Origin of the sequence: Sphingomonas jinjuensis, assembly GCF_014197105.1 — a bacterium.
In the GTDB taxonomy this organism is placed as follows: Bacteria; Pseudomonadota; Alphaproteobacteria; order Sphingomonadales; family Sphingomonadaceae; genus Sphingomonas; species Sphingomonas jinjuensis.
On the sequence record NZ_JACIEV010000007.1, the window covers coordinates 24,418 to 49,501 of the forward strand.

The 25,084-nt window shown below is 68.6% G+C and carries 24 protein-coding genes; 18 read left to right on the top strand and 6 right to left on the bottom strand.

Annotation, left to right across the window (positions count from 1 at the left end):
* Positions 1 to 1,632, bottom strand: a complete 1,632-nt coding sequence (locus GGQ80_RS12205; RefSeq protein ID WP_183985206.1) for an alpha-L-fucosidase — start codon at positions 1,630 to 1,632, stop codon at positions 1 to 3.
* Positions 1,633 to 1,709: 77 nt separating this feature from the next.
* Positions 1,710 to 4,064 (bottom strand): putative bifunctional diguanylate cyclase/phosphodiesterase, encoded by a 2,355-nt coding sequence (locus GGQ80_RS12210; RefSeq protein ID WP_343051040.1) that lies wholly within the window; start codon positions 4,062 to 4,064, stop codon positions 1,710 to 1,712.
* Between the two features lie 100 nt (positions 4,065 to 4,164).
* Here GGQ80_RS12210 and GGQ80_RS12215 point away from each other — a divergent pair, with 100 nt between their 5' ends.
* Complete coding sequence (locus GGQ80_RS12215; RefSeq protein ID WP_221364371.1) at positions 4,165 to 4,584, top strand: EF-hand domain-containing protein; 420 nt, start codon at positions 4,165 to 4,167, stop codon at positions 4,582 to 4,584.
* 1,221 nt (positions 4,585 to 5,805) lie between these two features.
* Here the strand turns inward: GGQ80_RS12215 and radC are convergent.
* Entirely contained in the window at positions 5,806 to 6,489 is a 684-nt protein-coding gene (radC, locus tag GGQ80_RS12220) for a RadC family protein (protein ID WP_183985210.1), read from the bottom strand.
* 104 nt (positions 6,490 to 6,593) lie between these two features.
* Between radC and GGQ80_RS12225 the strand changes: the two genes are divergently transcribed.
* From GGQ80_RS12225 to leuB, 12 genes are all read left to right on the top strand, one after another.
* Positions 6,594 to 9,692 carry an intermembrane phospholipid transport YdbH family protein gene (locus GGQ80_RS12225; protein ID WP_343051042.1) on the top strand — a complete coding sequence of 1,033 codons (3,099 nt, stop codon included), beginning with the start codon at positions 6,594 to 6,596 and terminating at the stop codon, positions 9,690 to 9,692.
* A 41-nt stretch (positions 9,693 to 9,733) separates the two neighbouring features.
* On the top strand, positions 9,734 to 9,907 hold the full coding sequence (locus tag GGQ80_RS12230) for a YnbE family lipoprotein (RefSeq protein ID WP_246347051.1): 174 nt from the start codon (positions 9,734 to 9,736) through the stop codon (positions 9,905 to 9,907).
* A gap of 5 nt (positions 9,908 to 9,912) precedes the next feature.
* Positions 9,913 to 10,293, top strand: coding sequence for a YdbL family probable chaperone protein (locus GGQ80_RS12235; RefSeq protein ID WP_183985215.1), 381 nt, complete (start codon positions 9,913 to 9,915; stop codon positions 10,291 to 10,293).
* A gap of 290 nt (positions 10,294 to 10,583) precedes the next feature.
* Complete coding sequence (locus tag GGQ80_RS12240) at positions 10,584 to 10,868, top strand: AtpZ/AtpI family protein (RefSeq protein WP_183985217.1); 285 nt, start codon at positions 10,584 to 10,586, stop codon at positions 10,866 to 10,868.
* Positions 10,869 to 10,895: 27 nt separating this feature from the next.
* A complete protein-coding gene (locus GGQ80_RS12245) occupies positions 10,896 to 11,678 on the top strand; it encodes a F0F1 ATP synthase subunit A (protein ID WP_183985219.1) in 783 nt (260 codons plus the stop codon).
* A gap of 60 nt (positions 11,679 to 11,738) precedes the next feature.
* Positions 11,739 to 11,951 (top strand): F0F1 ATP synthase subunit C, encoded by a 213-nt coding sequence (locus GGQ80_RS12250; protein ID WP_010544368.1) that lies wholly within the window; start codon positions 11,739 to 11,741, stop codon positions 11,949 to 11,951.
* Positions 11,952 to 11,970: 19 nt separating this feature from the next.
* Positions 11,971 to 12,465, top strand: a complete 495-nt coding sequence (locus GGQ80_RS12255) for a F0F1 ATP synthase subunit B family protein (protein WP_183985221.1) — start codon at positions 11,971 to 11,973, stop codon at positions 12,463 to 12,465.
* A complete protein-coding gene (locus GGQ80_RS12260; protein ID WP_183985223.1) occupies positions 12,458 to 13,009 on the top strand; it encodes a F0F1 ATP synthase subunit B family protein in 552 nt (183 codons plus the stop codon). Before GGQ80_RS12255 ends, GGQ80_RS12260 begins: the two co-directional genes overlap by 8 nt.
* Positions 13,010 to 13,108: 99 nt before the next feature.
* A complete protein-coding gene (locus tag GGQ80_RS12265; RefSeq protein ID WP_183985224.1) occupies positions 13,109 to 13,495 on the top strand; it encodes a DUF3597 domain-containing protein in 387 nt (128 codons plus the stop codon).
* An 86-nt stretch (positions 13,496 to 13,581) separates the two neighbouring features.
* The gene (gene uvrC, locus GGQ80_RS12270; protein WP_183985226.1) at positions 13,582 to 15,504 is read left to right on the top strand and encodes an excinuclease ABC subunit UvrC; all 1,923 of its coding nucleotides are present in this window, start codon (positions 13,582 to 13,584) and stop codon (positions 15,502 to 15,504) included.
* An 8-nt stretch (positions 15,505 to 15,512) separates the two neighbouring features.
* Entirely contained in the window at positions 15,513 to 16,244 is a 732-nt protein-coding gene (gene recO / locus GGQ80_RS12275) for a DNA repair protein RecO (protein ID WP_183985228.1), read from the top strand.
* Between the two features lie 28 nt (positions 16,245 to 16,272).
* Positions 16,273 to 17,319, top strand: coding sequence for a 3-isopropylmalate dehydrogenase (gene leuB, locus GGQ80_RS12280; protein WP_183985230.1), 1,047 nt, complete (start codon positions 16,273 to 16,275; stop codon positions 17,317 to 17,319).
* 130 nt (positions 17,320 to 17,449) lie between these two features.
* Here the strand turns inward: leuB and GGQ80_RS12285 are convergent, their stop codons facing one another.
* Positions 17,450 to 18,694: a phospholipid carrier-dependent glycosyltransferase gene (locus tag GGQ80_RS12285; protein WP_343051043.1), complete on the bottom strand. Its 1,245-nt coding sequence runs from the start codon at positions 18,692 to 18,694 to the stop codon at positions 17,450 to 17,452.
* 196 nt (positions 18,695 to 18,890) lie between these two features.
* Here GGQ80_RS12285 and GGQ80_RS12290 point away from each other — a divergent pair, with 196 nt between their 5' ends.
* Genes GGQ80_RS12290 through GGQ80_RS12305 form a run of 4 tightly spaced genes read left to right on the top strand, consistent with a single transcriptional unit; the run spans position 18,891 to position 21,871 of the window.
* The gene (locus tag GGQ80_RS12290) at positions 18,891 to 20,096 is read left to right on the top strand and encodes a trans-sulfuration enzyme family protein (RefSeq protein ID WP_183985232.1); all 1,206 of its coding nucleotides are present in this window, start codon (positions 18,891 to 18,893) and stop codon (positions 20,094 to 20,096) included.
* The gene (apaG, locus tag GGQ80_RS12295) at positions 20,093 to 20,488 is read left to right on the top strand and encodes a Co2+/Mg2+ efflux protein ApaG (RefSeq protein ID WP_183985234.1); all 396 of its coding nucleotides are present in this window, start codon (positions 20,093 to 20,095) and stop codon (positions 20,486 to 20,488) included. The genes GGQ80_RS12290 and apaG overlap by 4 nt, the downstream gene beginning before the upstream one ends.
* Positions 20,489 to 20,540: 52 nt before the next feature.
* On the top strand, positions 20,541 to 21,326 hold the full coding sequence (locus GGQ80_RS12300; RefSeq protein ID WP_183985236.1) for a LysR family transcriptional regulator: 786 nt from the start codon (positions 20,541 to 20,543) through the stop codon (positions 21,324 to 21,326).
* On the top strand, positions 21,323 to 21,871 hold the full coding sequence (locus tag GGQ80_RS12305) for a GNAT family N-acetyltransferase (RefSeq protein WP_183985238.1): 549 nt from the start codon (positions 21,323 to 21,325) through the stop codon (positions 21,869 to 21,871). Before GGQ80_RS12300 ends, GGQ80_RS12305 begins: the two co-directional genes overlap by 4 nt.
* 111 nt (positions 21,872 to 21,982) lie before the next feature.
* On the opposite strand, the gene GGQ80_RS12310 is transcribed toward GGQ80_RS12305, so the two are convergent.
* Positions 21,983 to 22,834, bottom strand: coding sequence for an ABC transporter permease (locus GGQ80_RS12310; RefSeq protein ID WP_183985239.1), 852 nt, complete (start codon positions 22,832 to 22,834; stop codon positions 21,983 to 21,985).
* 58 nt (positions 22,835 to 22,892) lie between these two features.
* Between GGQ80_RS12310 and GGQ80_RS12315 the strand changes: the two genes are divergently transcribed.
* Entirely contained in the window at positions 22,893 to 23,597 is a 705-nt protein-coding gene (locus tag GGQ80_RS12315) for a GcrA family cell cycle regulator (protein WP_183985241.1), read from the top strand.
* Between the two features lie 443 nt (positions 23,598 to 24,040).
* Here the strand turns inward: GGQ80_RS12315 and GGQ80_RS12320 are convergent, their stop codons facing one another.
* Positions 24,041 to 24,880 (bottom strand): outer membrane protein, encoded by an 840-nt coding sequence (locus GGQ80_RS12320; RefSeq protein WP_183985243.1) that lies wholly within the window; start codon positions 24,878 to 24,880, stop codon positions 24,041 to 24,043.
* Between the last annotated feature and the right edge of the window lie 204 nt (positions 24,881 to 25,084).

The following is a 25,084-nucleotide window of genomic DNA, read 5'->3' on the forward strand; positions in this document are numbered from 1 at the left end:
TCAGACCAAGCCGTCGCCCTCGATACGGACGCCGACGCCGATGTCGTTGCGAAAGGCCGCGGGCAACGTCACCTCAAGCGCATCGGCGGTACGGCGGAAGGCGAGGGGGGAAGCGTCGCCCGGAATCGTCACTCGCCGCACCACGCCGATGCGCGCCAGCACCGGGAAGCGCGCGATGCCGTCGCCGGGCCAGCCCAGCGTGAACGCGCCGACGGCTGCGCCTTGCCGGACGTAGCGCACGTCGGCGGGCGTATAATGCGTGTCCTGCCCACCCTCGGCGAATTGGCCACCCTTGGACGCCGTCGGTCCCTCGCCCAGGATGCGCCACGGGCGCGAGCCAGACAGGAGGTCGCCGTAGCGCCCCATCCAGGCCGCGATCGCCTCGACGATCGCCTCTTCCTTGTCGTCGATCGTGCCGTCGCCGCGCATGGGGACCGACAGCATCATGTTACCGTTCTTGGCGACGACGTCGCACAAGGTATGGATGATCTTGCGCGGCGTCTTGTAGCCGTCGCGCGCATAGAGATCGCGGTCATAGTGCCAGTTGCCGAGGCATGTCTCGGTCTGGAAGGGATAGGCCTGGATGCTGTCGTGCGTGCCGCGCTCGACGACGTCGACGATGCCCGGCCGCCGCTCCGGCGGTGTCGCCTTGGCGGTGACGACGGCCTGGAGGTCGCCGCCGTTCCAGCGCATCGACTGGTTATAGGCATAGGCCGCCATGTCGAGCCCCGCCTGGCCGAGCGGCAGTGTCTGGTTGTCGAAATAGACCATGTCGGGGCGGTAGCGGTCGATCAGCTCGCGGCAGCGCGCGGTCCAGAGCCGGACGAAGCCGGGATTGCCGGCGGGCGGCGCTTCGTTCCAGATCCGGTCGTTCGCCTCGTGCCAGGCGTTCGCGGCGGCGATCGAGGTGAGGCCGGCGGGCATCGGCATCGTCGCGCCGGTATAGAGCGTCTGCGGATCAAGGCCTTCCCACCACTGGCCGACGCTCTTGGCCCGCGTCAGCGTCGCCGCGTCGTAGCGCTCGCCGGCGCGGGGGCCTTCGGGATCATAACCATAGGCCGGTTGATACCAGTGCCAGGCATGCGCCGAATGATTCGATACCGCGAAGCGCATCCCCGCCGCGCGGGCGGCGCGTTCCCATTCGCCGACGATGTCGCGCTTCGGGCCGATCCGCGTCGCGTTCCACGGGTGGTGGCTCGACGCATAGCTGTCGAAATTGTCATGATGATTGGCGAGCGCCATGAAATAGCGGGCGCCGGCCCGCTTGTAGAGCGCGATCAGCCGCTCAGGGTCCCAACGCGCGGCGGTCCAGCGCGGATACATCTGCATGAAGCCGGTGTCGGCGGGGTGTCCGTAATGCTTCAGATGGTGCGCATAGGCGCGACTGCCCGGCAGATACATCTCGCGTGCATACCAGTCGCCGGCCTCCGGCACGCATTGCGCAGACCAATGGGCCCAGATGCCGAACTTGGCGTCACGAAACCATTCGGGTGCGCGATAGCCGGCGACCAGCGACGACCAGCTCGGTTGAAATGCGGCCGGCGCGGCGCGAGCGCCAACTCTGGCGGCAACAAGCGACGCGCCGGCAGTCGCAGCGGCGTGTGACAGAAAGGTTCGCCGATCGATCGTCATGCTTCGCTCCCCGGCCGGACAACCGAGACGCTAAATCGAACAAGACCGCTTTCATATAAGAAACTTCGCTTCGTGCCTTACGCTGCGCGGACATCGTCCCAGCGGCGGCCGGCGAGGGCGCGGGCTTCGTCGACGGGGAGGGGGCGGCCGAAGTAATAGCCCTGGACCTTGGTACAGCCGAGCTCCTGGACCAGCTTGTGCTCGGCTTCGGTCTCGACGCCTTCCGCGGTCGTTGCCATGCCCAGGCTCTGCGCCAGCGCGACGACGGCGCGGATGATCGCGATCGCCTCCTTCACGCCCTTGGCTGCGCCCTGGACGAAGCTGCGGTCGATCTTGATCGACGAGAAGCGGGTACGGCTGAGATAGCCGAGCGACGAATAGCCGGTGCCGAAGTCGTCGAGGCTGAGCTTCACGCCGAGATCGAGCACGCGTTCCAGCGTCTTGGTCGCGCCCAGCCCTTCGTGCATGAACACGCTCTCGGTCACCTCCAGCTCGAGCCGGTCGGCGGAGAGCCCGGAATTGGCGAGCGCCGAGGCGACGACGTTGACGAAATTGGCGTTCTGCAGCTGATCGGGCGAGACGTTGACCGCGACGCGGACATGGCCGGGCCATTTCGCCGCCTCGTCGCAGGCGGCGCGCAGCACCCATTCGCCGATCGGCTTGATGAGGCGCGATTCCTCGGCCAGCGGGATGAACTTGGCGGGCGACACGTTGCCGAATTTCGGGCTGTTCCAGCGCACCAGCGCCTCGAAGCCCTTGAGGTTGCCGGTGCCGGCATCGACGACGGGCTGGTAGTTGAGGTGGAGCTCGCCGTTCTCCAGCGCCTGGCGAAGCGCCATTTCGAGCACGCGGCGCTCCTCGGCCTGGACGTGGAGCGCAGGTTCGTAGGCGTGGAAGACACCGCGGCCCGCGTCCTTGGCGCGATAGAGCGCGAGGTCGGCCGAGCGGATCAGCATTTCCGCGGTGCGCCCGTCGCGCGGCCCCACCGCGAGGCCGACCGAGGCGCCGATGATCAGCGTGTGCTGGTCGATCTCATAGGGGCGCGAGAGCGTCTCGATGATCTCGCGCGCCAGCCGCTCCATCATGGTGATGTCGGCGGCGTTGCGCACGACCACCGCGAATTCGTCGCCGCCGAGCCGCCCGCACATCTCGTTGGCGCTCATCAGCTGCGCCAGCCGCTCCGACACGCGGCTGAGCAGCCGGTCGCCGATCGGATGGCCGAGCGTGTCGTTGACCGCCTTGAATCGGTCGAGGTCGATCATCATGAAGCCGCAGCGGCCGCCCCATTTGTCCGATTCCGCCATCGCGCGGACCAGTGTTTCGTTAATCATCAGCCGGTTGGGCAGGCCGGTCAGCGGGTCGAAGCGCGCCATGCGGTTGATCTTGTCGGCCGAGGCGCGCTGCTCGGTGACGTCGGAGCCGACGCCGCGGAAGCCAGAGAAGGCGCCCGATTCGTCGAACCGCGGCGAGGCGGACAGCTCCCACCACCGCTCCTCGCCGTTGACGTGGATCGGCAGGCGCAGGTCGCGGAAGCTTTCGCGGCTCTTCAGCTTGTCGGCGAGGCTGCGCAGGCCGGCAGCGAAATTGCCGCTTTCCCAGGATGGGCCGGCCAGCACCTGAAGGAACGGCAGGCCGTTGATCGAGACGGGATCGAGCCCGCAGGCGAAGGCGAAGCGCGGGGACGCCTTGACGACGCGGCGGGCGGCATCGGTTTCCCACAGCCAGTCGGCGCTCGATTCCTCGAACTCGCGCAGCAGCAGGCTGACCGTCTCGTCACGCTCCGCCAGCACGATCTGGCTGGCGCGGATCGTGACCAGCGCCCGCGCGCGGCCGAAGCAGATGGTGACGAGGAGCGCGGCGAACAGCGCCATGCCGAAGGCGGCGGGGTAGAGATGATGGCTGGCGAGGATCGCGATGCCGGCGGCGGCGATCCCGGCGAGATAGGCGAAGGTGGCGAGCGCGAGCGGCGCCATGGTCACCGCGGCGCTGGTCATCAGCACCGCAACGATGATGCCGATCCCCGCCAGGGCGCCGGCATCGAGGCCGGGCCCGAACCAGACGAGCAGCGCCGCCCAGCTCAGCGCCATCGCCACGCCTTCCCAGGCGGTGCGGCGGACGTCGTGGCCGCTCGCATAGCCATCGCCGCGGTGATGCGACAGCAGGCGGCGGGCGCCGACGCCGAGCGCAATGGCGATGGTGGCGAGCGTCCATACGCCGATCTGCCACAGCGGTGCGGTGCCGCGCAGCAGCATCGCCGCCGCCAGCGCGCCGAGCGCGTTGACCGCGACGTGGAGCGGCACCAGCCGGCGCGCGGCGTCGAGCTGAGTCGCGCGGATCCGACCCCATTCGGCCGCGTCCGCGCCGTCCCGCAGGCCGAGCAGGGTCAGCAGGTCGTTGGCGAAGCTGGCGGTGCTGGTGCGTCGGTTGGTCACGCGGCGGCCATACACTGGCTCAGGTTAGCGGATCGTTTCCGATACGGCGGAAATGGTCGCTTCCCTTGCGCTGGCTGTTGCGCCATCGCGGCGCGCGATGGTGCTTGCCCTGCTCATGTCGCTGATCCCGGTTCCGCAGGTCGGCGACCAGGTCCTGGCGCCGTTCAAGGCCCTGCCGCCGCGCGGGGGCAAGACGGTGGCCGTCGATCCCGAGCCGTCCCCGTTCGCCAGCCCGGCGGTACAGGCGGACGTCCGCCGGCTGGTCGACCGCGACTTCGCGCGCTTCGATCGCGACGGCGACGGGCGACTCGACCAGGCGGAGTTCGCACGCTGGATGGTGGCGCTGACGATCGGCGGGCAGGGCACGGCGCAGCGCAGCTGGGTCGAAACCGCCTATCGCCAGGCCGACGCCAACATGAGCGGCGGCATCGACCGCGCGGAACTGACCGCGTTCATCGGCAAGACGACGGGCTGGCGGCTGGAGTCGGGTTCTACGGCGAGAGCGGGGCCGGCGGGGTGAGGAAGATTGCGCGACGCCGCGGCTGCTGCTGCGCGAGGGGCCTGAGTGGGACTGCTGACCGCCGAGGTTGCGCAACGCTAAACGCGCTTAATTCTGAAGTGTCTAGAGTCGGTGGATCGATCCGGCGACGCCGTCTGGGCACGTGCCTCCCAGCACCTCACGATAGCCCAGCGCCTTGCACGATCTTTGCTTATCTCCGCAGGATTTGAACGGCTGGCGACAGTGAAAGCGGCCTGCTCGCCCTCGAAGTGCCTGCTAGAAGAGGTTTCAGCCACGGGAAGACCGCGTCGAGTGGGCGATCCACGGGGGAGTTGGTCGGTTCAACATAGATATCGATCTGCGGATATGTGGATCGGGTAAAACCGTAAGCTTGTGCAGTTATCTCTCGGAGTGCTTCAGGGGTTTTGGGGTTTTGGCTGTACGCTATTTTGAAGCATATTCGAACCTCCCCCTGCTTAGGGGCACCTGCCTGGTTCGATTGAGATGTAGTGAAGAGTGACGGTTTGCATACGAGTCTCTTTCTGGTAAGCGGAGTATTGGCTATCGCGCTTAGTCTTGCGATTTCGTCGTGCCCAGCGTAATGGGCGTCGTTGCCGTATACTAACCTCGGGAGGGTTCCAGCATCTTCGGATGGTGCGACCCTGGGGCCCTTCATCTGCTCTGGCCGCCAACGTTGAAGCAAGAGCACCAAAACGCTTCCGTCGCCTAGCCGGACTGGTACAGCGTCTCCCGCAAAGCTTGCGCTAAATTCGTCCATCATCCTGACGGGCGGGCGAGTTAAGACGAGTTGCCATACGGCGGACCCCTTGTGCGTTTCCAATCCATCATGAACGACAACGCTAATGCGATAGCGAAACTCCGCTGATCGGGGTGTATCGGCACCCATTGTGCACCCTGTAAAAAGCACTATCAAAGTTGTTTGTAGAACTGCTTTATACATTAGCAATCTCAATGATGGGTTCCATGGTGCAGACTCGACGTTCTCACGTCCAAAGTGTCAAATAGGAAATTAGTGCCTCAAAGGCTAAGCTGTTATTGATGAGGATCGGTTTCCATATGATCATTACCACCGATACAGGCTATATTTTGACGAGTTACCGAAGTGCTCTGCAACAATACTCGCATTCCGCAGGGTTGCGTAGGGTAACACCGGATGGGGCGTCCGCAAATGGGGGCGTAAGCGGACATTCGTATCGACCACGACACCTCAATCCCACCCCATCAAATCAACCCCTGCGCCCTCAGGCTCGCATGGCCGTTGCGGCCGATGATGACGTGGTCGTGGACGGCGATGCCGAGGCGCTTGCCGACGTCGACGATCTGGCGCGTCACCTCGATGTCGGCGCGGCTGGGGCTCGGGTCGCCCGAGGGGTGGTTGTGGACGAGGATGATCGCCGCCGAGCCGAGGTCGATCGCGCGGCGGATCACTTCGCGGACGTGGACGGCGGCCTGGTCGATCGAGCCTTCGCTCATCACCTCGTCGCGGACCAGCATGTTGCGGCTGTTGAGGTGGAGGACGCGGAACCGCTCGGTCAGGTCGTGTGCCATGTCGGCACGCAGATAGTCGAGCAGCGCCTGCCAGTTGGCGAGCACCGGTCGCTCGGCGACGTCGGTACGCAGCAGGCGGATCGCGGCGGCATGAGCGATCTTGATCGCCGCCGCCGACGTCTCGCCCATCCCCGGCACCCGGCCGAGCGCCTCGGCATCGGCGGTCAGCAGCCCGCCGATGCCGCCGAATTCGCGCAGCAGCGCCTTGGCGAGCGGCTTGGTGTCGCGGCGCGGGATGGCGAGCGCGAGGAGATATTCGATCAGCTCGTGATCGAGCAGCGCGTCGCCGCCGCCTACGAGCAGCCGTTCGCGCAGGCGGGCACGGTGGCCTTGGGCATCGGGCGGGGTGTCGGCCATTAGGGGCACGCTATCCGCCGCGCGGGCGCACGGGAAGCCGGTTTGCATCGCCGGCCCGCCAGCGCTTAAGGGGAGGGCAAGGCACCGCGGAGTAGACGACAGGCGTGGAGGAGACCGAGCAGCCGTCCCGCCGCCGCCCGATCCCGCGGCTCGGCCGTAGGGGTCGTATCCTCAGCGGCCTCGCGCTTGCCGTGCTGGCGGTGCTGGTCGCGCTGTGGATCGAGCGACGGCCGATCGCGAGCCGTTTCATCGACGACACGCTGGCGGCGAAGGGGGTTCCGGCGCGTTATCGGATCGAGGCGCTGGCGCCGGGGCGGCAGCGGCTGACGAACGTCGTCATCGGCGATCCGGCACGGCCCGACCTGGTCGCCGACTGGATCGAGACGCGTACCGGCTTTGGCTTCGATGGACCGCGGCTGGTCGGCGTGCGCGCGGGGCGGGTTCGAGTATCGGCGCGGCTGGTGGATGGGCGGGTGTCGCTCGGCAGCCTCGACCGGCTGATGGGGCCGCCGTCCGGCAAGCCCTTCACGCTGCCCGCGCTCGACGTCGCCATCGAGGAGGCGCGGATCGCGCTGGCGACGCCTTATGGCGCGGCGCGGATCGCGGTGAGCGGCGCGGGGCGGCTCGACGATGGCTTTTCCGGGCGTGCGCGGCTGAGCACGCCGCGGCTGGTGGTGGGTGGCTGCTCCCTGGCGCAGACCAGCGGCGAGCTTCGGCTGTGGGTCGACGCCCGCCGGCCGCACGTGATGGGGCCGGTTCGCGCCGACGCGGTGGCCTGCGACGGCGTTGCGGTGACACGGCCGGCGGCGACGATCGAGCTGGGTTTCAGCGAATCCCTCGCCGACTGGAGCGGCCACGCACGGATCGGCACGGGGCGGGTGGCGACGGCGGCGGTGACGGCCGCGTCGCTGGCGGGGCAGGTGACGCTCGACGGCAGCGGCAAGGGCGGCGGGGGACGCGTGGCGTTGACGGCGCGGGCATTGTCGCGGCCCTCGCTGACCGCCGCCGCCGCCGCCGCGACGGTGTCGGGTGATTATCGCTACGGCCAAGCGCCCGGCTTCGCGGGACGGGTCGTCGTTCAGCAGGCGCGGGCCGCGTCCGTGCCGCGGATCGCGGCGCCGGGCACGCCGCTGGCCCCGCTTGCCGAGGCCTTGAGCCGCGCCGTGGCGGCAGCGGGACGCGACCTCGACGGCGAGGCGGCGCTGGTCGTCGATCGCGCCGGAATGATCGTCCGCGACGTCGCGGTGACGGCGGCATCAGGAGCGGTGGCGCGGCTGAGCGGGCGCGGCATCGGCTATGGCTGGCAGCGCGGGCTGGCGTCGGTCGATGGCGTGCTGGCGGTGTCGGGCGGCGGCTTGCCGGGCGTCGAGGCGAGCGTGGCGCGAACGCCCGCCGGCGTGCTGACGGGGACCGCGCGGGTGGCGCGCTACGCCGCCGGCGACGCGTCGCTGGCGCTGGCGCCGATCGCGTTCCGGCTCGATGGGGATCGCGGGCGGTTCGAGACGGTGGCGCTGGTCAGCGGGCCGCTCGGCAACGGTCGCATCGATGGCTTGCGCTTGCCGCTGACGATCGAGCGGCGCGGCGGTGTGCTGGCGATCAATCCCGGCTGCACGCCGCTCGCGTGGACGCGGCTGGCGATGTCGGGGTTGGTGCTCGATCCGACGACGCTGACGCTATGCCCGACCGGCGGCACGCTGGTGCGGGTCGACGGTACTGGCGTCGACGGTGGCGCGCGACTGGCGGCGACGCGGCTGGCGGGGCGGATCGGGGCGACACCGCTGGCGGTCACGTTGAAGGGCGGCGGCGTCCGACTCGGCGATCGCGGTTTTGCACTGAGCGGCGTCGAGGCTCGGCTGGGTCGGCCAGAGAGCCTGACCGTCATCACTGCGGCGACGCTCGACGGGCGGCTCACCGAGCGCGGCGTGGCGGGGCGGTTCGCCGGCGGTGGCGGGCGGATCGGCGCGGTACCGCTGCGGCTGTCGAAGGCGGCGGGTGACTGGCGCTTCGCCGACGGTGCGTTGACGCTTGGCGGGACGCTGGCGGTTGCCGACACCGCGACGCCGGCGCGGTTCAATCCGCTCAACGGTCGCGACGTGACGCTGACGCTGGCGGGCAACGTCATCCGCGCGACCGGAACGCTGATCGCACCCGACACCGATGTCCGCGTTGCCGACGTCGGGATCGAGCAACGGCTGGCGAGCGGCACCGGCAGCGCCGATCTGACGGTGCCCGGCATCACCTTCGCCAAGGCGTTCCAGCCCGACCGGCTGACGCCGATCACCTTCGGCGTGATCGCCGACGTCCGCGGCACCGTGTCGGGATCGGGACGGATCGCCTGGGGGCCCGGGGGCGTGACGTCGACCGGCACCTTCACGACGCAGGGCATGGACCTTGCCGCCGCCTTCGGCCCGGTGACGGGTCTGAGCGGGACGATCCGCTTCACCGACCTGCTCGCGCTGGAAAGCGCGCCGGGGCAGGTGGCGACGGTGGCCTCGATCAACCCCGGTATCGCGGTGACCGATGGCCGCGTCGTCTATCAGACGCTGCCCGGCACGCGGGTGCGGGTGGAAGGCGCGCGCTGGCCCTTCGCGGGCGGATCGCTGACGCTCGACCCGACGCTGCTCGACTTCTCCTCCGCCGAGGCGCGGCGGCTGACCTTCCGCGTGACCGGCGCCGCCGCCGACCAGTTCCTCCAGCAGTTCGATTTTTCGAACCTCAATGCCACCGGCACCTTCGACGGGGTGCTGCCGATGATCTTCGACGATGCCGGCGGGCGGATCGAGGGCGGGCGGCTGACCGCGCGGCCGGGCGGCGGCGGCATCGCCTATGTCGGCGACCTGACGCAAAAGGATCTGGGGTTCTGGGGCAACCTTGCCTTCCAGTCGCTCAAGTCGCTGCGCTATCGCAACCTCGACATCCGCATGAACGGCCCGCTGGCGGGCGAGATGGTGACCGACGTGCGCTTCGCCGGGGTCAGCCAGGGCGCGGGCGCAAAGTCGAACTTCCTGATCCGCCGGCTCCAGAAGCTGCCGTTCGTGTTCAACATCCGCATCAAGGCGCCATTCCGCGGGCTGATCGATTCGGCGCAGTCGTTCTACGACCCGCACCGCCTGATCCAGCGCAACCTGCCGACGCTGCTGCGCGAGCAGAACCGCCGGACCGCTCCTTCCATTCAGCCCCCTGCAAGCGAGACCGTGCCATGAGGATATTGACGTTGGCGACAAGGAGCGCGACCGTTCCGACGATGGGCAAGTGGATGGCGATCGGGCTGGCTTTTTCGAGCGGCGGATGCGTCAACATCTCCGCGCCGGACAAGCCGATCGAGATCAATCTGAACATCAACGTGACGCAGGAAGTGGTCTATCGCCTCGACAATGATGCGAAGAACCTGATCCAGCAGCAGCCGGGAATCTTTTGACCGCCATGACCAAGAAAGCCTTTTTCCTCGCCGGCCTGGGTGCCGCGCTGATCGGCCTTGGCGCCGCGACGGCCTATGCCCAGCGCGACCCCGCCTATGCCGCCGCCCGCGCCGCCGGGCAGGTTGGCGAGCAGCCCGACGGCTATCTCGGCGTCGTCAGCGGCGGCGCGGATGTCCAGGCAATCGTCAACAACATCAACATCCAGCGCAAGGCGGCCTATACCCGCAGCGCCGCCGCGGCGGGGGCGACGGTAGAGCAGTTCGCCTTCACCAGCGGCTGCAACCTGATCGCTCAGACCAAGCCGGGCGAGATGTATCGGACGCCGGGAGGCTCGTGGGAGAAGCGAGGGTCCGGCGCGCCGCAGCGTGATCCGCGCTGTGCGTGACATCGCCGATGACGGGAGGGTAGGCGGATCGTCCAACCCTCCGTCATCCTGAACTTGGTTCAGGATCGCTCGCGACATCGCGATTCGCTTCTGCTGCACCAGATGCCGAAACGAGTTCGGCATGACGATGTTGGAGGGGATACGCACTTCCTTTGCGCCCCGGCAGCACCGTCACCCGGTTGACTTGATGACAACCCGTTTATAAACGCGCCGACAGCACGGGCTTGCCCGTTGCGGCGTCTCGTCGCCGGCCGCAGGGTCCGGCGGCGTTTTTCTATCAGGATCCCTCCTTGGCCGACGACCACCAGATCGACGACCTCGACCGGCGCATCGCGACTGCGCGTGCGGCCGATCGTGCGCGCGCGACCGGTGGGCACAAGCCGGCGAAGGGATATAGCCAGGGTGCCCGCGTCCTGGCCGAACTGGTGGGCGCGCCGCTCGGCGGCGGCTTGCTGGGCTGGGCGCTCGATCGCTGGCTCGGCACCGCGCCGTGGCTGATGATCGTGCTGCTGGTGCTCGCGATCGTCGTCGCGGGCCGTAACATCTATCGTATTTCGCAGGAGCGCGCCGAATGATCGCGCCCGCCATCATCGAGGGTACGCATGGCCGCCGGTAAGATCGATCCGATGGAGCAGTTTATGGTCGAGCCCGTGCTCGGCCGGCGAATCGAGATCGGCGGGTTCGACCTGTCGTTCACGAATTCGGCGCTGTTCATGATCGTCGTGTTCGTGCTGCTCGCGCTGTTCGTGTCGGGCGGGCTGAAGCGCCAGCTGATCCCCGGCCGCTGGCAGGTCGCGGTTGAGGGCGCGGTGAGCTTCATCGACAATATGGTGCTGACCAGCATCGGGCCGGAGGGCAAGAAGTTCGCGCCCTACCTGTTCTCGCTGTTCTTCTTCATCCTGTTCGCGAACCTGGTCGGCGTGATGCCGATCGCGATCCTGCCGGGGCTGCACACCTTCGCCGTCACCAGCCACATCACCGTCACCGCGGTGCTGGCGTTCCTGTCGTTCGGCATCGTGCTGGCTGTCGGCTTCTGGCGCCACGGCTTCCACTTCTTCTCGCTGTTCGTGCCCCACGGCGCGCCCGGCTGGCTGATGCCCGTCATCATCCCGGTCGAGTTCGTGTCGTTCATGGTCCGCCCGTTCAGCCTCGGCCTGCGACTGTTCGTCGCGATGACCGCTGGCCACATTCTGCTCGAGGTGTTCGGCAGCTTCGTGGTCCAGGGCCTGCAGGCGGCGAGCCCGCTGGGCAGCTTCGTCAGCCTGCTGAGCTTCATCATGATCATCGGCGTCTCGGCGCTCGAACTGCTGGTCTGTGCGATCCAGGCCTATGTGTTCGCGCTGCTGACGTCGCTGTACCTCAACGACGCGGTGCATCTGCACTGAGTTGATCCCGTTTCACCCTACCGTTTTATCTAGGAGCTTCCCATGACTGATCTTGGTGCAATGTACATCGGTGCCGGCCTTGCGGCGATCGGCATCGGCCTCGCCGCGCTGGGCGTGGGCAACGTGTTCGGTTCGTTCCTCGAGGGCGCGCTGCGCAACCCGGGTGCCGCCGACGGCCAGCAGGGCCGCCTGTTCATCGGCTTCGCCGCGTCGGAGCTGCTGGGCCTGATCGCGTTCGTCGTCGCGATCCTCATCCTCTTCGTCGTCAAGTAAGAGAGCAGGCGCTCGTCCCATGCCTCAGCTATCCCAAATCGGTGAGATCTACGCGTCGCAGTTCTTCTGGCTCGCGATCGTGTTCGGCCTCATTTACTTCGGGATCGGCAAGGCCATGGTCCCGAAGATCGAGCGGACGATCGACGATCGCGCCGCTCGCATCGCCGCGGACCTGGCGGCGGCGGAAGCGGCGCGGGCCGAGGCCCGTTCCGCGGACGAGCGCTATCAGGCCGGCCTGGAGAATGCTCGTTCGCAGGCGCTCAAGGCCGTGACCGAGGCCAAGGCGGCGGCGACTGCCGCTACCGAGGCGCAGATCAAGGCGAGCGACGAGGCGATGAACACGCGCCTCGCCGAAGCGACCCGCCGCATCGACGAAACCCGCGCCGCCGCGCTGGGCGAGATCGAAGCGACGACGGTCGACGCGGTCGAGGCGATCGTCGCCAAGCTGTCGGGCGCGAGCGTCGATCGCGACCAGGCGGCCAGCAAGGTGAAGGCGGAACTCGCCCATGGCTAATCCCACCGCGCCGATCGCGGCGACCCTCCCCGAGAACGCGCTCCACGTCGAGCCGGCGGTGTTCGGCATCAGCGCGTCGGGCTTCGTCGCGCTGTCGATGCTGGTCGTCATCGGCATCATCCTGTGGAAGAAGGTGCCGGCGCTGGTCGGCCGCGCGCTCGACGCCAAGATCGCGTCGATCCGCCACGACCTCGACGAGGCCAAGTCGCTGCGCGTCGAGGCCGAGGCGATGCTCGCCGAGGCGAAGAAGCGCGACGCCGCCGCGCAGAACGACGCCGCCGCGATCGTCGCCCATGCCCAGCAGGATGCCGAGGCGATGCTGGCGAAGGCCAAGGTCGACGCCGCCGAGCTGGTCCGCCGCCGCACGCAGATGGCCGAGGACAAGATCGGCGCTGCCGAGCGTAGCGCCCTCGCCGAGGTGCGTGGCCGTGCCGCCGCCGCCGCGGCGGGTGCCGCCGCGGCGATCATCGCCGAGCGTCACACCGCCGAGGCCGACCGCGTTCTGGTCGACCGCGCCATCGCCGGGATCGGCCGGGCGCACTGATCCGCCGCCTCGTTGTGCCCGATCGATCGGGTGCGGCGGGCATGGCTCTCAAGCCGCATCGACGCGTTGTGCTCTCTCCATCGTGAGGGAGCATTTTGCATGAGCATCTTCGGCAGCATCAAGGACGCGATCTTCGGCCATCCCGCCGCGGCCCAAGCCGCGCCGGCCCCCGCGCCGACGCCGACGCCGACCCCGGCACCCGCCCAGGCCGCACCGGCGCAGCCCGCGCCTGCGCCCGCCGCTCAGCCCAAGCAGGTCGATCCCGAGGCGGCGCTGGAAAAGATCGCCGCGTCGAAGGGCAATCCCGACCTCAACTGGCGCGAGTCGATCGTCGACCTGATGAAGCTGATCGGGATGGATTCGAGCCTCGACAACCGCAAGCAGCTGGCGACCGAACTCGGCTACACCGGCGAAAAGGACGGCTCGGCCGAGATGAACATCTGGCTGCACAAGGCGGTCATGGAGCGCATCCGCACGGGCAAGTGAGCATCGGCCGTCATCCCGGCTCCCAGCCGGGGTGACGGCAACGTCGCCACTGGCGGCGGAGTCGATGCGATCCTAAGTCGGGGCGGATGTCATCCGCTGGACCAACCGACCGATTCAACGAAGAGCGCGCGACCTATTCGGTGCGCGGTTCGGATACGCCCGACCTCGATGCCGGCGTCGCCGCGATCCGCAACGTGCTGGCGACGCTGCCGCAACGGTCGGGCGTGTACCGGATGCAGGATGCGCGCGGCGAGGTGCTGTACGTCGGCAAGGCGCGATCGCTGCGCAGCCGCGTCGCCAATTACACGCAGATCAAGCAGCTGCCGAAGCGGCTCCAGCGGATGGTGTCGCAGACCCGGTCGATGACGATCGTCACGACCAACAATGAGGCCGAGGCGCTGCTGCTCGAGGCGCAGCTTATCAAGCGCTTCCGGCCTGCCTACAACGTCCTGCTGCGCGACGATAAGTCGTTCCCGTTCATCCTGTTGCGATCGGACAGCGACTTTCCGCGCGTGCAGAAGCATCGCGGCGCACGGCGCGCGCCCGGTAATTACTATGGCCCCTTCGCCAGCGCGGGCAGCGTTAACAACACGCTGAACGCGCTGCAAAAGCTGTTCCTGCTGCGGAGCTGCACCGACGGCTTCTTCAAGACGCGCGACCGGCCCTGCCTGCTGTACCAGATCAAGCGTTGCTCTGCGCCGTGCGTTGGGCGGATCGACAAGGAAGGCTATGCCGAGCTGGTCGACGACTGCCGCGATTTCTTGGGCGGCAAGTCAACCAAGGTGCAGGCGAAGCTAGGCGCGCAGATGCAGGCGGCGGCGGAGGCGATGGACTTCGAGCTGGCGGCGCTGATCCGCGACCGGCTGAAGGCGCTGACCTTCGTTCAGGGCACGCAGGCGATCAATGCGGAAGGGGTCGGCGACGCCGACATCTTCGCGCTGGCGTGCAAGGACGGCGTGATCGGCATCCAGGCGTTCTTCATCCGCGGCGGCCAGAATTGGGGCCATCGCAGCTTCTTCCCCGCGCACACCAGCGATGTGCCCGAGGACGAGGTGATGCTCCAGTTCATGACCCAGTTCTACGAGGAGGTGCCGCCGCCCAAGACGATCCTGCTCGACCGCGAACTGACCGAAGGCGTGCTGTTGGGCGAGGCATTGGCGGAACGCGCGGGCTACAAGGTCGCGATCTCGGTCCCGCAGCGTGGCGACCGGCGGCGGCTGATGGACCAGGCGAAGCGCAACGCGATCGAGGCGCTCGAGCGGCGGCTGGCGGAATCGACGACTCAGGCCAAGCTGCTGCGCGAGTTGGCCGAATTGTTCGACCTGGCATCGCCGCCCGACCGGATCGAGGTCTACGACAACAGCCACATCCAGGGCACCAACGCGCTGGGCGCGATGGTCGTCGCGGGGCCGGAGGGGTTCCGCAAGGGCCAGTACCGCAAGTGGAACATCAAGGGGAACGAGGCCGCAACCGACAGCGACGTCGGCATGATGCGCGAGGTGTTCCGCCGCCGCTTCGCCCGCCAGCTTGAGGAAAACCCCGATCGCGACGACGGCACCTGGCCAGATCTGGTGTTGATCGACGGCGGGCGCGGCCAGCTGAACGCGGCCAAGGCGGTGCTGGAGGATCTGGGGATCGAGGACGTCTGCCTGGTCGGCGTCGCCAAGGGCCCGCATCACGGCCGCGAGGGGCGCGAGGTGTTCCACCTGATGAACGGCACCGAACGGATGCTGCCGGTCAATTCGCCGCTGCTGTTCTATATCCAGCGCCTGCGCGACGAGGTCCACCGCTTCGTCATCGGCGCCCACCGCGACAAGCGCGCCAAGGCGATGGGGGCGAGCCCGCTCGACGAAGTCCCCGGCATCGGTCCCGCGCGCAAGAAGGCGTTGCTGATGCATTTCGGCACCGGCCGCGCGGTGCGCAACGCGAGCCTCGAAGACCTGAAGAAGGCGCCGGGCGTATCGGCCGGCGTCGCGCAGCAGGTCTACGACTTCTACCACGCGCGCTAGCGGCGCCGATGCACATCGTCGCCGACGCCATCGTCCTCTCGGTTCGCCATCACGGTGAGCATGGGGCGGTGGTGCGAGCGTTGACGGCGGCGCATGGGGTGCAGCCGGGCTATGTCCGCGGGGGGCGGTCGCGACAGCATCGGCCCGTTCTGCAACCCGGCAATGCGGTGCTCGGCGAGTGGCGGGCGCGGACGGGGGACCAGCTGGCGGCGCTGACGGTGGAGCCGGTGCATAGCCGCGCGGCGCTGCATGGCGAGCCGCTGGCGGCGGCGGCGATCGAGTGGGTGACGGCGCTGTCTGCAGCGGCCCTGCCCGAATTGCAGCCCTATCCGCGCCTCTATGCCGCGCTGTCGGCGACGCTCGACGCGGTCGAGGCAGCGCCTAGCGCGCGCGGCTGGGCAGCGGCGCTGGCGCGGTACGAGCTGCTGCTGCTGGCGGAGCTCGGGTTCGGGCTCGACCTGACCCGGTGTGCGGCGACGGGGACGACGGGCGACCTCGGCTATGTCAGCCCGAAGAGCGGCGGCGCGGTGAGCCGGGCGGCGGCGCTGGGCTACGAAGCGCGACTGTTCGCGCTGCCAGCCTTCCTGGTCGAGGGCGGGGCGGCGGACTGGCCCGATATCCACGCCGCGCTCGCGATCACCGGACACTTCCTCGGCCGCGATATCCTGCTGGATCGGCGGGCGGAACCGCTGGCGGCGCGCGAGCGGCTGGTCGAGCGGCTCAACCGCGCGGTTGCGTGATCGATCGGCCCGAGGCAAGCAGCGCGGCATGACGAAGCTCATCGCAGTGCTCGCCGGCGACGGCATCGGCCCCGAAGTCACCGCCGAAGCGGTCCGCGTCCTCCAGGCGACGGGGCTCGACCTGGCGTTCGAGGAGGCGCCGGTTGGTGGCCAGGGTTATCGCCAGACGGGCCGCCCGCTGCCGCCCGAGACGCTGGCGCTCGCCAGGCGCGCCGATGCGGTGCTGTTCGGCGCGGTCGGCGATCCCGAGTTCGACGCGCTCGAGCGGCGGCTGCGCCCCGAGGCGGCGATCCTGGGCATCCGCCGCGAGATGGCGACCTTCGCCAACTTGCGGCCGGCCAAGCTGTTCAAGGGGCTGGAGGATGCCTCGGCGCTGCGGCCCGAAGTGGCGGGCGCGATCGACCTGCTGATCGTGCGCGAGCTGAACGGCGACGTCTATTTCGGCGAGAAGGGCTTTCGTACCAGCCCGGCGGGTCATCGCCAGGGTTACGACGTGATGAGCTATGACGAGGCCGAGGTGCGACGCATCGCCGCGGTCGGCTTCGACGCGGCGCGGCGGCGGCGCGGCAAGCTGTGTTCGGTCGACAAGGCGAACGTGCTGGAAACCTCGCAGCTGTGGCGCGACGTCGTCAGCGCGATGGCGGCGGAGTACCCGGACGTCGAGCTGACCCACCTCTACGTCGACAATGCCGCGATGCAGCTGGTGCGCGATCCGGGCCAGTTCGACGTGATCGTCACCGGCAACCTGTTCGGCGACATCCTGTCGGATCAGGCATCGATGTGCGTCGGCTCGATCGGACTGCTGCCCTCCGCGTCGCTCGATGCCAATGGCAAGGGGATGTACGAGCCGATCCACGGCTCGGCGCCCGACATCGCCGGGCAGGGCAAGGCGAATCCCTGCGCCGCGATCCTGTCGGCGGCGATGCTGCTGCGCTTCTCGCTGGGCGAGGGGGAGGCGGCGGACCGGATCGAGGCGGCGGTGGCGCGGGCGATCGCGGGCGGTGCGCGGACGGGCGACCTGGGCGGCACCTTGTCGACGACGGCGATGGCGGACGCGGTACTGCGCGAGATGTGATCGCCCCGCCGCCCAACCGGGCGTCACCCTGAACTTGTTTCAGGGTCTCTGGCGATGGCGCGATACGGCGGGGAAATGTTGAAACAAGTTCAGCATGACGACGCTTGGCCACGGGGCGGGGCAGGGGCGCTCAGGGCCACCCCTTCAGCCACATCCATTTGCGGAACGCTCCCGGCCCCGACAGCGGCGTCGCCGCGAGGATCGGGTAGAAGTGGACGAACAGCACGGCGGCGAGGAGGACGAACGCCTCGTCCCAATAGCGGAAGCGATCGCGTCCCCAATCGAACGCCACCGCCAGCGCGGTGCTCAGCCAGATGCTGGGCAGATAGTAATAATAATAGAATCCCAGCGACTTGGGGATCGCCGCCCACACCGCGAAGCCGGCGATCCACAGTCCCGCTGCCAGCGCGAACGCCGCGGCCCTGGTCCGCAGCCAGCCGGCGACGCACGCCGCCACTGCGACGAGCCCGCCCCACATGATCGCCGGATTGCCGAGCAGCAGGATGCCGCGCTGGGCGCCGTCGACGGGCTCGTAAAGATACCAGATCGGCCTCAGGTCGAGCGGCCAGGTCCACCAGCTCGACTGATAGGTGTGCGCGGGCAGGATCTGCGTCTGCTCGGCATACATGCGCGCCTGGAACGGGACCAGCGCCGCCAGCGTCAGCGGATCGCGCACATAGAAGAAGGCGGGGGCGAAGGTGAGCGCGTAGGCGAGGATGCTGGCGATGCCGAGGATCGACAGCGCGACGAGGGGCGACAGGCCCGGCCAGCGCGCGGGACGTTGCCACTTGAGCGCAAGATAGCCGATGCCGGCGAAGGCGACATAAGGCGCCGCGGCCCATTTGCACGCCGTCGCGAGCCCCAGCAGTATGCTGCCGGCCAGCCAGCGCCGCCAGACCTGCGCGCCCGAGCCGCGCGCGCTCCAGGCGAAGCAGGCAAGGGCGGCGACGACGAAGGCGGCCATGAACCCGTCGAGCATCGCGATCCGCGCCTGGACGAAGACGGTGAAGTTCAGCATCGTCAGCAGCGCGGCGACGACGGCCGGGCGCATCCGCCCCAGCATCAGCCAGATCGCCGCGAAGACGCCGACCACCACGACGCTGCCCGCCAGCGCGGAAAAGAACCGCCAGCCCAGCGCATTGTCGCCGAACAGCGCGATGCCGGCGGCAATGATCGCCTTGCCGAGCAGCGGATGCTCGGTGTTCACCGCCCGCTCCAGCGCCAGCATCGTGCGGGCGGCGGGGACGTAGTGGACCTCGTCGAACACCAGCGTCGATGGCGTCGCGATGCGGAAACCGAACAGCGCCAGCGACGCCGCGCCGAAGGCGGTGGCGGCATTGATCGGGCGGGAGAGGGGGGCGAGCCGGCGGTTCACGACATGACCTCGTCACCCTGAACTTGTTTCAGGGTCTCGTCCGGCAAGCGCTTCGCTCGTGGGCTAAGATGCTGAAACAAGTTCAGCATGACGGTGCAGGAGGGGGCGGCACTCACCCCGCCCTTCTCCCCAGTCCCGGGCTCACACGCAAGCAGGGGTTGTCCCTCGCGGTCCCACGCGGCAAAGCGGGCGGATCATGAAGCGCAAGACCGGCCAGGACCGTTCCGTCACCGCCAATTGGCGGCCCGCTACCCGTGCGATCCGCGGCGGCACCGCGCGGTCGGAATGGGGGGAGACGTCGGAGGCGCTGTTCCTGACCTCCGGCTATGCCTATGACTGCGCCGAGGACGCCGCCGCGCGCTTCTCGGGCGACCAGGTCGGCATGACCTATTCGCGGCTGCAGAACCCCACGGTCGAGATGCTCGAGGAGCGGATCGCGCTGATGGAAGGCGCCGAAGCGTGCCGCACCATGGCGACGGGCATGGCGGCGATGACCGCGGTGCTGCTGTGCCAGCTCCAGACCGGCGACCATCTGGTCGGCGGACGGGCGGCGTTCGGGTCTTGTCGGTGGCTGACCGATACGCTGCTGCCCAAGTTCGGTATCGGCACGACGACGGTCGATGCGCGCGATCCGCAGGCGTTCCTCGACGCGGTGCGGCCCGAGACGAAGGTCTTCTTCTTCGAAACCCCCGCCAATCCGACGATGGACGTCGCCGATCTGGCCGCGATCTGTGCGATCGCGCGCGAGCGGGGGATCACGACCGTCGTCGACAACGCCTTCGCGACCCCGGCGCTGCAGCGGCCGATGGAGTTCGGCGCCGACGTCACCGCCTATTCGGCCACGAAGATGATGGACGGGCAGGGCCGCGTCCTCGCCGGGGCGGTGTGCGGGACGCGCGAGTTCATCGATAACACGCTGCTGCCCTTCACCCGCAATACCGGGCCAACGCTGTCGGCATTCAACGCCTGGGTGGTGATGAAGGGACTGGAGACGCTCGACCTGCGCATCCGCCGCCAGTCCGAGCATAGCGTGAAGGTCGGCCAATTCCTCGAAGCGCGCGTCCCGCGCATCCTTCACCCCGGGCTGCCCAGCCACCCACAGCACGAATTGGCGATGCGCCAGATGGACGCGTGCGGATCGATCTTCGCCTTCGAGGTGGCGGATCGCGCGCAGGCGCATGCGCTGCTCAACGCGCTGGAGCTGATCGACATCTCGAACAACATCGGCGATTCGCGATCGCTGATGACCCACCCCGCCTCGACCACCCATGCCGGCGTCAGCGCCGAGGTGCGCGCCGAGATGGGCGTGACCGAGGGTCTGTTGCGGATCAACGTGGGGCTCGAGGATCCGCAGGACCTGATCGACGACCTCGACCAGGCACTGCGCCGGGCGGGGTTGTGAAGGAGTTCTTCCCTTATTCCGAAACCACCGGCGACGTGACGGTGCGCGTCTCGGTCAGCTATCTGGCCGAGCAGTCGGAGCCCGAGCGCGGGCGCTGGTTCTGGGCCTATCACATCCGGATCGAGAACGACGGTGCCGCGCCGATCCAGCTGCTCACCCGCCACTGGATCATCACCGACGCCAGCGGCGCGCGCCATTCGGTCGAGGGCGAGGGCGTGGTCGGCGAACAGCCGGTGATCGCTCCGGGGGCCAGCTACGACTATGTCTCGGGCTGTCCGCTGGCGACGTCGAGCGGGGCGATGCAGGGCAGCTATCGCCTGATCGCTACCGACGGCCGGCGGTTCGATGCCTCGATTCCCAAGTTTGCCTTGGCCGCACCGGTGGGGGTGTGAACGCGATGCTGAAACAAGTTCAGCATGACGGTGTCGCGGGGGTGGCCAGAGCATGAAGCGCACCCACCTTCCCCTCAACGGCCTGCGCATGCTGGACGCCGCTGCCCGGCATCTGTCGTTCACCCGCGCCGCCGACGAGCTGGCGGTGACGCCGGCCGCGGTCGGGCAGCAGATTCGCGCGCTGGAGGATACGCTCGGCGTCGTCCTGTTCCGCCGCACCACCCGCGGGCTCGAGCTGACGCCCGAGGGCGAGGCGGGGCTGGCGCCGTTGCGCGACGGCTTCCTCCAGTTCGAGGAAGCGGTGCGCGCGATGCAGGCGGGACAGTCGTCGAAGTCGCTGACGATCGCGGCACCGCGCGACGTCACCGAGAAATGGTTGTTGCCGCGCCTTGCCGCCATCGCCGCGTCCGATCGCGACCTGCGCTTCCAGCTCGTCGCCGCCGACGACAGCCTCGACTTTACCGAAGCCAATCTCGACCTCGCGATCCGCTGGGGCGAGGGGCCGGGCGAGCATGAGGGGGAGGCGATCGAGTCGGACGGAATGGTCACCGTCGCCGCGCCGGGCGCCGCCGATGCCGCGATCGGCTGGCCGGGGGCGCCCGACGAACCGGGCGTGCTGATCCGGGTCGCCGACGCGGGGCTGGCGATCGACGCCGCGGCCGCCGGGCTTGGGCGCGCGACGGTGCCGGCGCTGCTGGCCGTGAGCGAGATCGAGGCCGGGCGGCTGGCGGTGATCGGCGAGCCGCAGGCGTCGCGGCTGGGCTATTGGCTGGTCGCCCCGCTGCCGCAATGGCGCCAGGCTAAGGTGCGCCAACTGGTCGATCAGCTGGCGCAATGACCGGGCAGGCGCTCGGCCAGCCGTGCTTCGCCACCGAACGGCTGGCGATGCGGCCGATGACGGTTGGCGATGCAGAGGCGCTGCACGAGCTGTACCGGGACGTCGACGCCATGCGCTGGTGGTCGTCGCCGCCGCATGCGTCGCTCGCCGACACGGTCGACTACGTCACGGCGCGACTGGGCTCGGCGTCGTGGCGCGGCTGGGTGATGACGGTGAAGGGCGACGATACCGCGATCGGCACGCTCGGTGCCAGCGAGACCAAGCCCGGGGTGTTCGAGATCGGCTATTCGCTGGTGCCGCGCCATGCCGGTCGCGGCTATGCGCGCGAAGGCGTGGCGCGGCTGGTCGAGTTGCTGTTTAGCGACGGTGGCGCGCGGCGGCTGTGGGCCGATATCGATCCCGACAACGCGCCATCGCGGGCGTTGGTGGAGCGGCTCGGCTTCCAGCTCGAGGGCCGGCTGCGTGCGCTGTGGGAAACGCATATCGGCGTGCGCGACAGCGTGATCTATGGGTTGCTGGCGGACGAGTGGCTGGCCAAGGGCTAACCACTTACCTCCGTCATGCTGAACTTGTTACAGCATCTCTCGCCGTAGCGCCCGCCGCCACCAGATGCTGAAACAAGTTCAGCATCACGGCGGGAGGGACAAGCAGGACAATCAGTTCTTCAGCTTCCACCCGCGCTTGAGCAGCGTGTAGCAGGTCAGCGCCAGCACCACGTCGATCCCCAGGATCACGACCGCGCCCAGCAGCACCGGCGAGTCGGCAGTGGTCAGAAAGCCGTAGCGGAAGCCCGAGATCACGTAGAAGAACGGGTTCACATGGCTGAACGCGCGGAACGCGGGCGCCAGGTTGTCGACCGAATAGAAGGTGCCCGACAACAGCGTCAGCGGCGTGATGACGAAGTTGGTCACCGCGGCGGCATGGTCGAACTTTTCCGCCCAGATCGACGTCAGCACGCCGGCGAGCGCCAGGAACACCGCGCCGAGCAGCCCGAACCACAGAATCGCGCCGATATGCCGCGGGGTCACGTGGACGCCCGGCCACAGCGCCATCGCCAGCGTTACCGCCAGCCCGACCAGCACCGCCCGCGTCACCGCACCGCCGACCAGGCCGGCAAGCAGTTCGCCGGTCGACAGCGGCGGTTGGAGATAGTCGACGATCGTCCCCTGGATCTTGCCGACCAGCAGCGAGAAGGACGCGTTGGCGAAGGCGTTGTTGAGCATCCCCATCACGATCAGCCCCGGCGCGACGAAATCGGCGAAGGCGACGGTCTCGCCACCGACCAGCACCGGCCGCTTCGCCCCCGTCGCGACGGTGAAGATCACGAGGAACAACAAGGTGGTGATGGCGGGGGCCCAGATCGTCTGGAGCTGCACCTTGAAGAAACGGCGCACCTCCTTCACATAGAGGGTTCTCAGGCCGCCCCAGTTGACGTGCCGGATGATCGGCACGCCAGGTGCCGATCGGATGGCGGACGGGATTTGGCCGATGGGAGGCTGGCTGCTCATACCCTGCGGGGTAGTCCGGGTAGCGGTCGCCCGCAACCGAGCTTGAAAAGGAAACTGCATGTCCTGGACCGACGAGCGGATCGACACGCTCAAGACGATGTGGGAGGGCGGCCAGACCGCCAGCCAGATCGCGGAAGCGCTCGGCGGCGTCAGTCGCAATGCCGTGATCGGCAAGGCGCACCGGCTGGGGCTGCAGTCGCGGCCGTCGCCGGTGAAGGCGAACGACGCGGACAAGGCGGCACCGGTCGCCGCGGCGCCTGCGCCGGCTCCGGCCCCCACGCCCGCCCCGCCGCCGCCGCCGTTCGCCACTGTGCCGGCACCGACGCCCGCGCCGGCCCCGGTGCGCGACGAGGTAGAGGCCGACGACGAGCCGGCCATGGCGGCCGAAGCTGCGGTGGAAACGCCGACGCCCACGCCGGCGCCGCAGCCGATCCTGCGCTCGGTCGGCCCCGGCGGCTTCGTTCGCCAGTCGCCTGGTGAGCAGCAGCCGCCCGCGACGCCCGCCCCGCCGCGCCGGCTGGTCCCGGCAAAGCCGTCGGCCGACATCGCCGGCAAGACGACGCTGCTCGATCTCAACGACCGCATCTGCAAGTGGCCGTTGGGTCATCCGGGTGAGCCGGACTTCCACTTCTGCGGCGACAAGGTGAACCCGGGCTTCCCCTATTGCGTCGAGCATTGCGGCCACGCCTATCAGGCGCAGCTTCCGCGCCGCGATCGCCGCCCCCCGCCGCCCCTGCCGTTCGGCGGGCCGCGCGTTCGCTAAGCGAAGCGCAGCGACGCCAACGGCGGCCCGCCCGGCCGACGCGGCTACAGCCGCGTTCGACGTCATGGGATTTACTCCCATGACGGGGTCGTTGGGTGTTCGTTGAGCTAACGCTCCACCCCGGCGAACGCCGGGGCCCAGTTACGGCGTCTCATGACGTAGCGGCATCGCGTTGCCGTCGAGCGTCTCGCCACTGGGCCCCGGCCTTCGCCGGGGTGGGGTGTTATGGGAGTGCGCTCAGCTCTCCTCGGCTTGAGGCCGGGTAGCGGAGTGGCTGACCCAAAAACAAAAACATCCGCCGCAGGCTGGTCCCCGCGGCGAATGTCTTGCGTTCCACCGGCCCCGTCATGGACGTAAATCCCATGGCGTCGAACGGGACCTGCGGTCCCGCCGGCCGGGCTTGGGCGAGTCCTGCCCCAGCGTGGCGCAGGCCGCCCGTCGCTTCAGAACCGGAACGCCGCCGTCCCGCGGATCGAATGCCAGCGGAACTTGCTGTCCGACCGCGCCAGATCGGTGCCGGTCGTGTTGGGCGACAGCACGAACGGATTGGTCGCCGGCGCGGTGCCCTGGGTCACGCGGACGCGATAGTCGTTGTCGTTATACTGGTGGTACATATACTCCATGCCGATGGAGAAATTGCGGCCGAGCTTCTGCTCGATGCCGCCGCCGCCGGTGATGCCCCACTGGTTGCGCTTGCCACGTCCGGTGAAGGCGTTGGCGGTGTTGGTGCTGGTGAATTCGCGATCGATGCGGGCATAGCCGGCGCCGAACGTGCCGTAGAACAGCGTCGTGTCGAACGCGAGGCCGGCGCGGCCGCGGATCGTCGCTTCCCAATCGACCGAGCGGGTCATCACGTAGTTGGCCGGCGTCGTCGAGAAGGCGCTGACGCTGTCGGTGATCTCGGACTTGCCGAATTCGCCGACCGCGCCGACCACGACGTTGCCGCGCTGCGTGTCGGCGCCGACGCGGGCGTAATAGTTCCAGCCGTCGCGATCGTTGCGGCAGCCGCCCGGCGCGCGCGTCGCGCCGAGTGCGCGACCGTTGCAGAAGCCGGGCGAGAAGGCATCCGCGCCAGCGCTCGTGCGGACCGGGTCGTTGAAGCGACCGTCGAGGTTGCGGTCGAACAGGATGCGCGAATTAACGTCGTTGCCCTGGATGTCGTAGCCGCCGGCGACGCCGACATAGGCGCCGCTGAACGGCTGGTCCTGGGTGGTTTCCTGGGCGGTGGCGGGCAGGGCGAGCGCCGACAGGCCGGCCGCGCCGGCAATGAGCATGAAACGCATGATGATCTCCCGATGATGCGTTGGGTGGGTCGGCAGCAGAAACGTGCGCATCGCGACAAATATTCACGGACAAACCAGAAGCATCCGCATTGTGACTTATATGCATCACGTCGGACACGAGCGGGCAATATTTGCGCGCACGCGATAATGGCGCCGACATGTCGGCGGCCGACGCCTCGCCGCGGGGACAGGCGCGGCAACGCA

Coding starts and splice junctions, on each gene's coding strand:
- GGQ80_RS12205 (WP_183985206.1), bottom strand. CDS start 1,632: ATGACGATCGATCGGCGAACCTTTCTGTCACACGCCGCTGCGACTGCC.
- radC (WP_183985210.1), bottom strand. CDS start 6,489: ATGGCCGACACCCCGCCCGATGCCCAAGGCCACCGTGCCCGCCTGCGC.
- GGQ80_RS12230 (WP_246347051.1), top strand. CDS start 9,734: ATGGGCAAGTGGATGGCGATCGGGCTGGCTTTTTCGAGCGGCGGATGC.
- GGQ80_RS12235 (WP_183985215.1), top strand. CDS start 9,913: ATGACCAAGAAAGCCTTTTTCCTCGCCGGCCTGGGTGCCGCGCTGATC.
- GGQ80_RS12245 (WP_183985219.1), top strand. CDS start 10,896: ATGGCCGCCGGTAAGATCGATCCGATGGAGCAGTTTATGGTCGAGCCC.
- GGQ80_RS12250 (WP_010544368.1), top strand. CDS start 11,739: ATGTACATCGGTGCCGGCCTTGCGGCGATCGGCATCGGCCTCGCCGCG.
- GGQ80_RS12255 (WP_183985221.1), top strand. CDS start 11,971: ATGCCTCAGCTATCCCAAATCGGTGAGATCTACGCGTCGCAGTTCTTC.
- GGQ80_RS12260 (WP_183985223.1), top strand. CDS start 12,458: ATGGCTAATCCCACCGCGCCGATCGCGGCGACCCTCCCCGAGAACGCG.
- GGQ80_RS12265 (WP_183985224.1), top strand. CDS start 13,109: ATGAGCATCTTCGGCAGCATCAAGGACGCGATCTTCGGCCATCCCGCC.
- uvrC (WP_183985226.1), top strand. CDS start 13,582: ATGTCATCCGCTGGACCAACCGACCGATTCAACGAAGAGCGCGCGACC.
- recO (WP_183985228.1), top strand. CDS start 15,513: ATGCACATCGTCGCCGACGCCATCGTCCTCTCGGTTCGCCATCACGGT.
- leuB (WP_183985230.1), top strand. CDS start 16,273: ATGACGAAGCTCATCGCAGTGCTCGCCGGCGACGGCATCGGCCCCGAA.
- GGQ80_RS12290 (WP_183985232.1), top strand. CDS start 18,891: ATGAAGCGCAAGACCGGCCAGGACCGTTCCGTCACCGCCAATTGGCGG.
- GGQ80_RS12300 (WP_183985236.1), top strand. CDS start 20,541: ATGAAGCGCACCCACCTTCCCCTCAACGGCCTGCGCATGCTGGACGCC.
- GGQ80_RS12305 (WP_183985238.1), top strand. CDS start 21,323: ATGACCGGGCAGGCGCTCGGCCAGCCGTGCTTCGCCACCGAACGGCTG.
- GGQ80_RS12310 (WP_183985239.1), bottom strand. CDS start 22,834: ATGAGCAGCCAGCCTCCCATCGGCCAAATCCCGTCCGCCATCCGATCG.
- GGQ80_RS12315 (WP_183985241.1), top strand. CDS start 22,893: ATGTCCTGGACCGACGAGCGGATCGACACGCTCAAGACGATGTGGGAG.
- GGQ80_RS12320 (WP_183985243.1), bottom strand. CDS start 24,880: ATGCGTTTCATGCTCATTGCCGGCGCGGCCGGCCTGTCGGCGCTCGCC.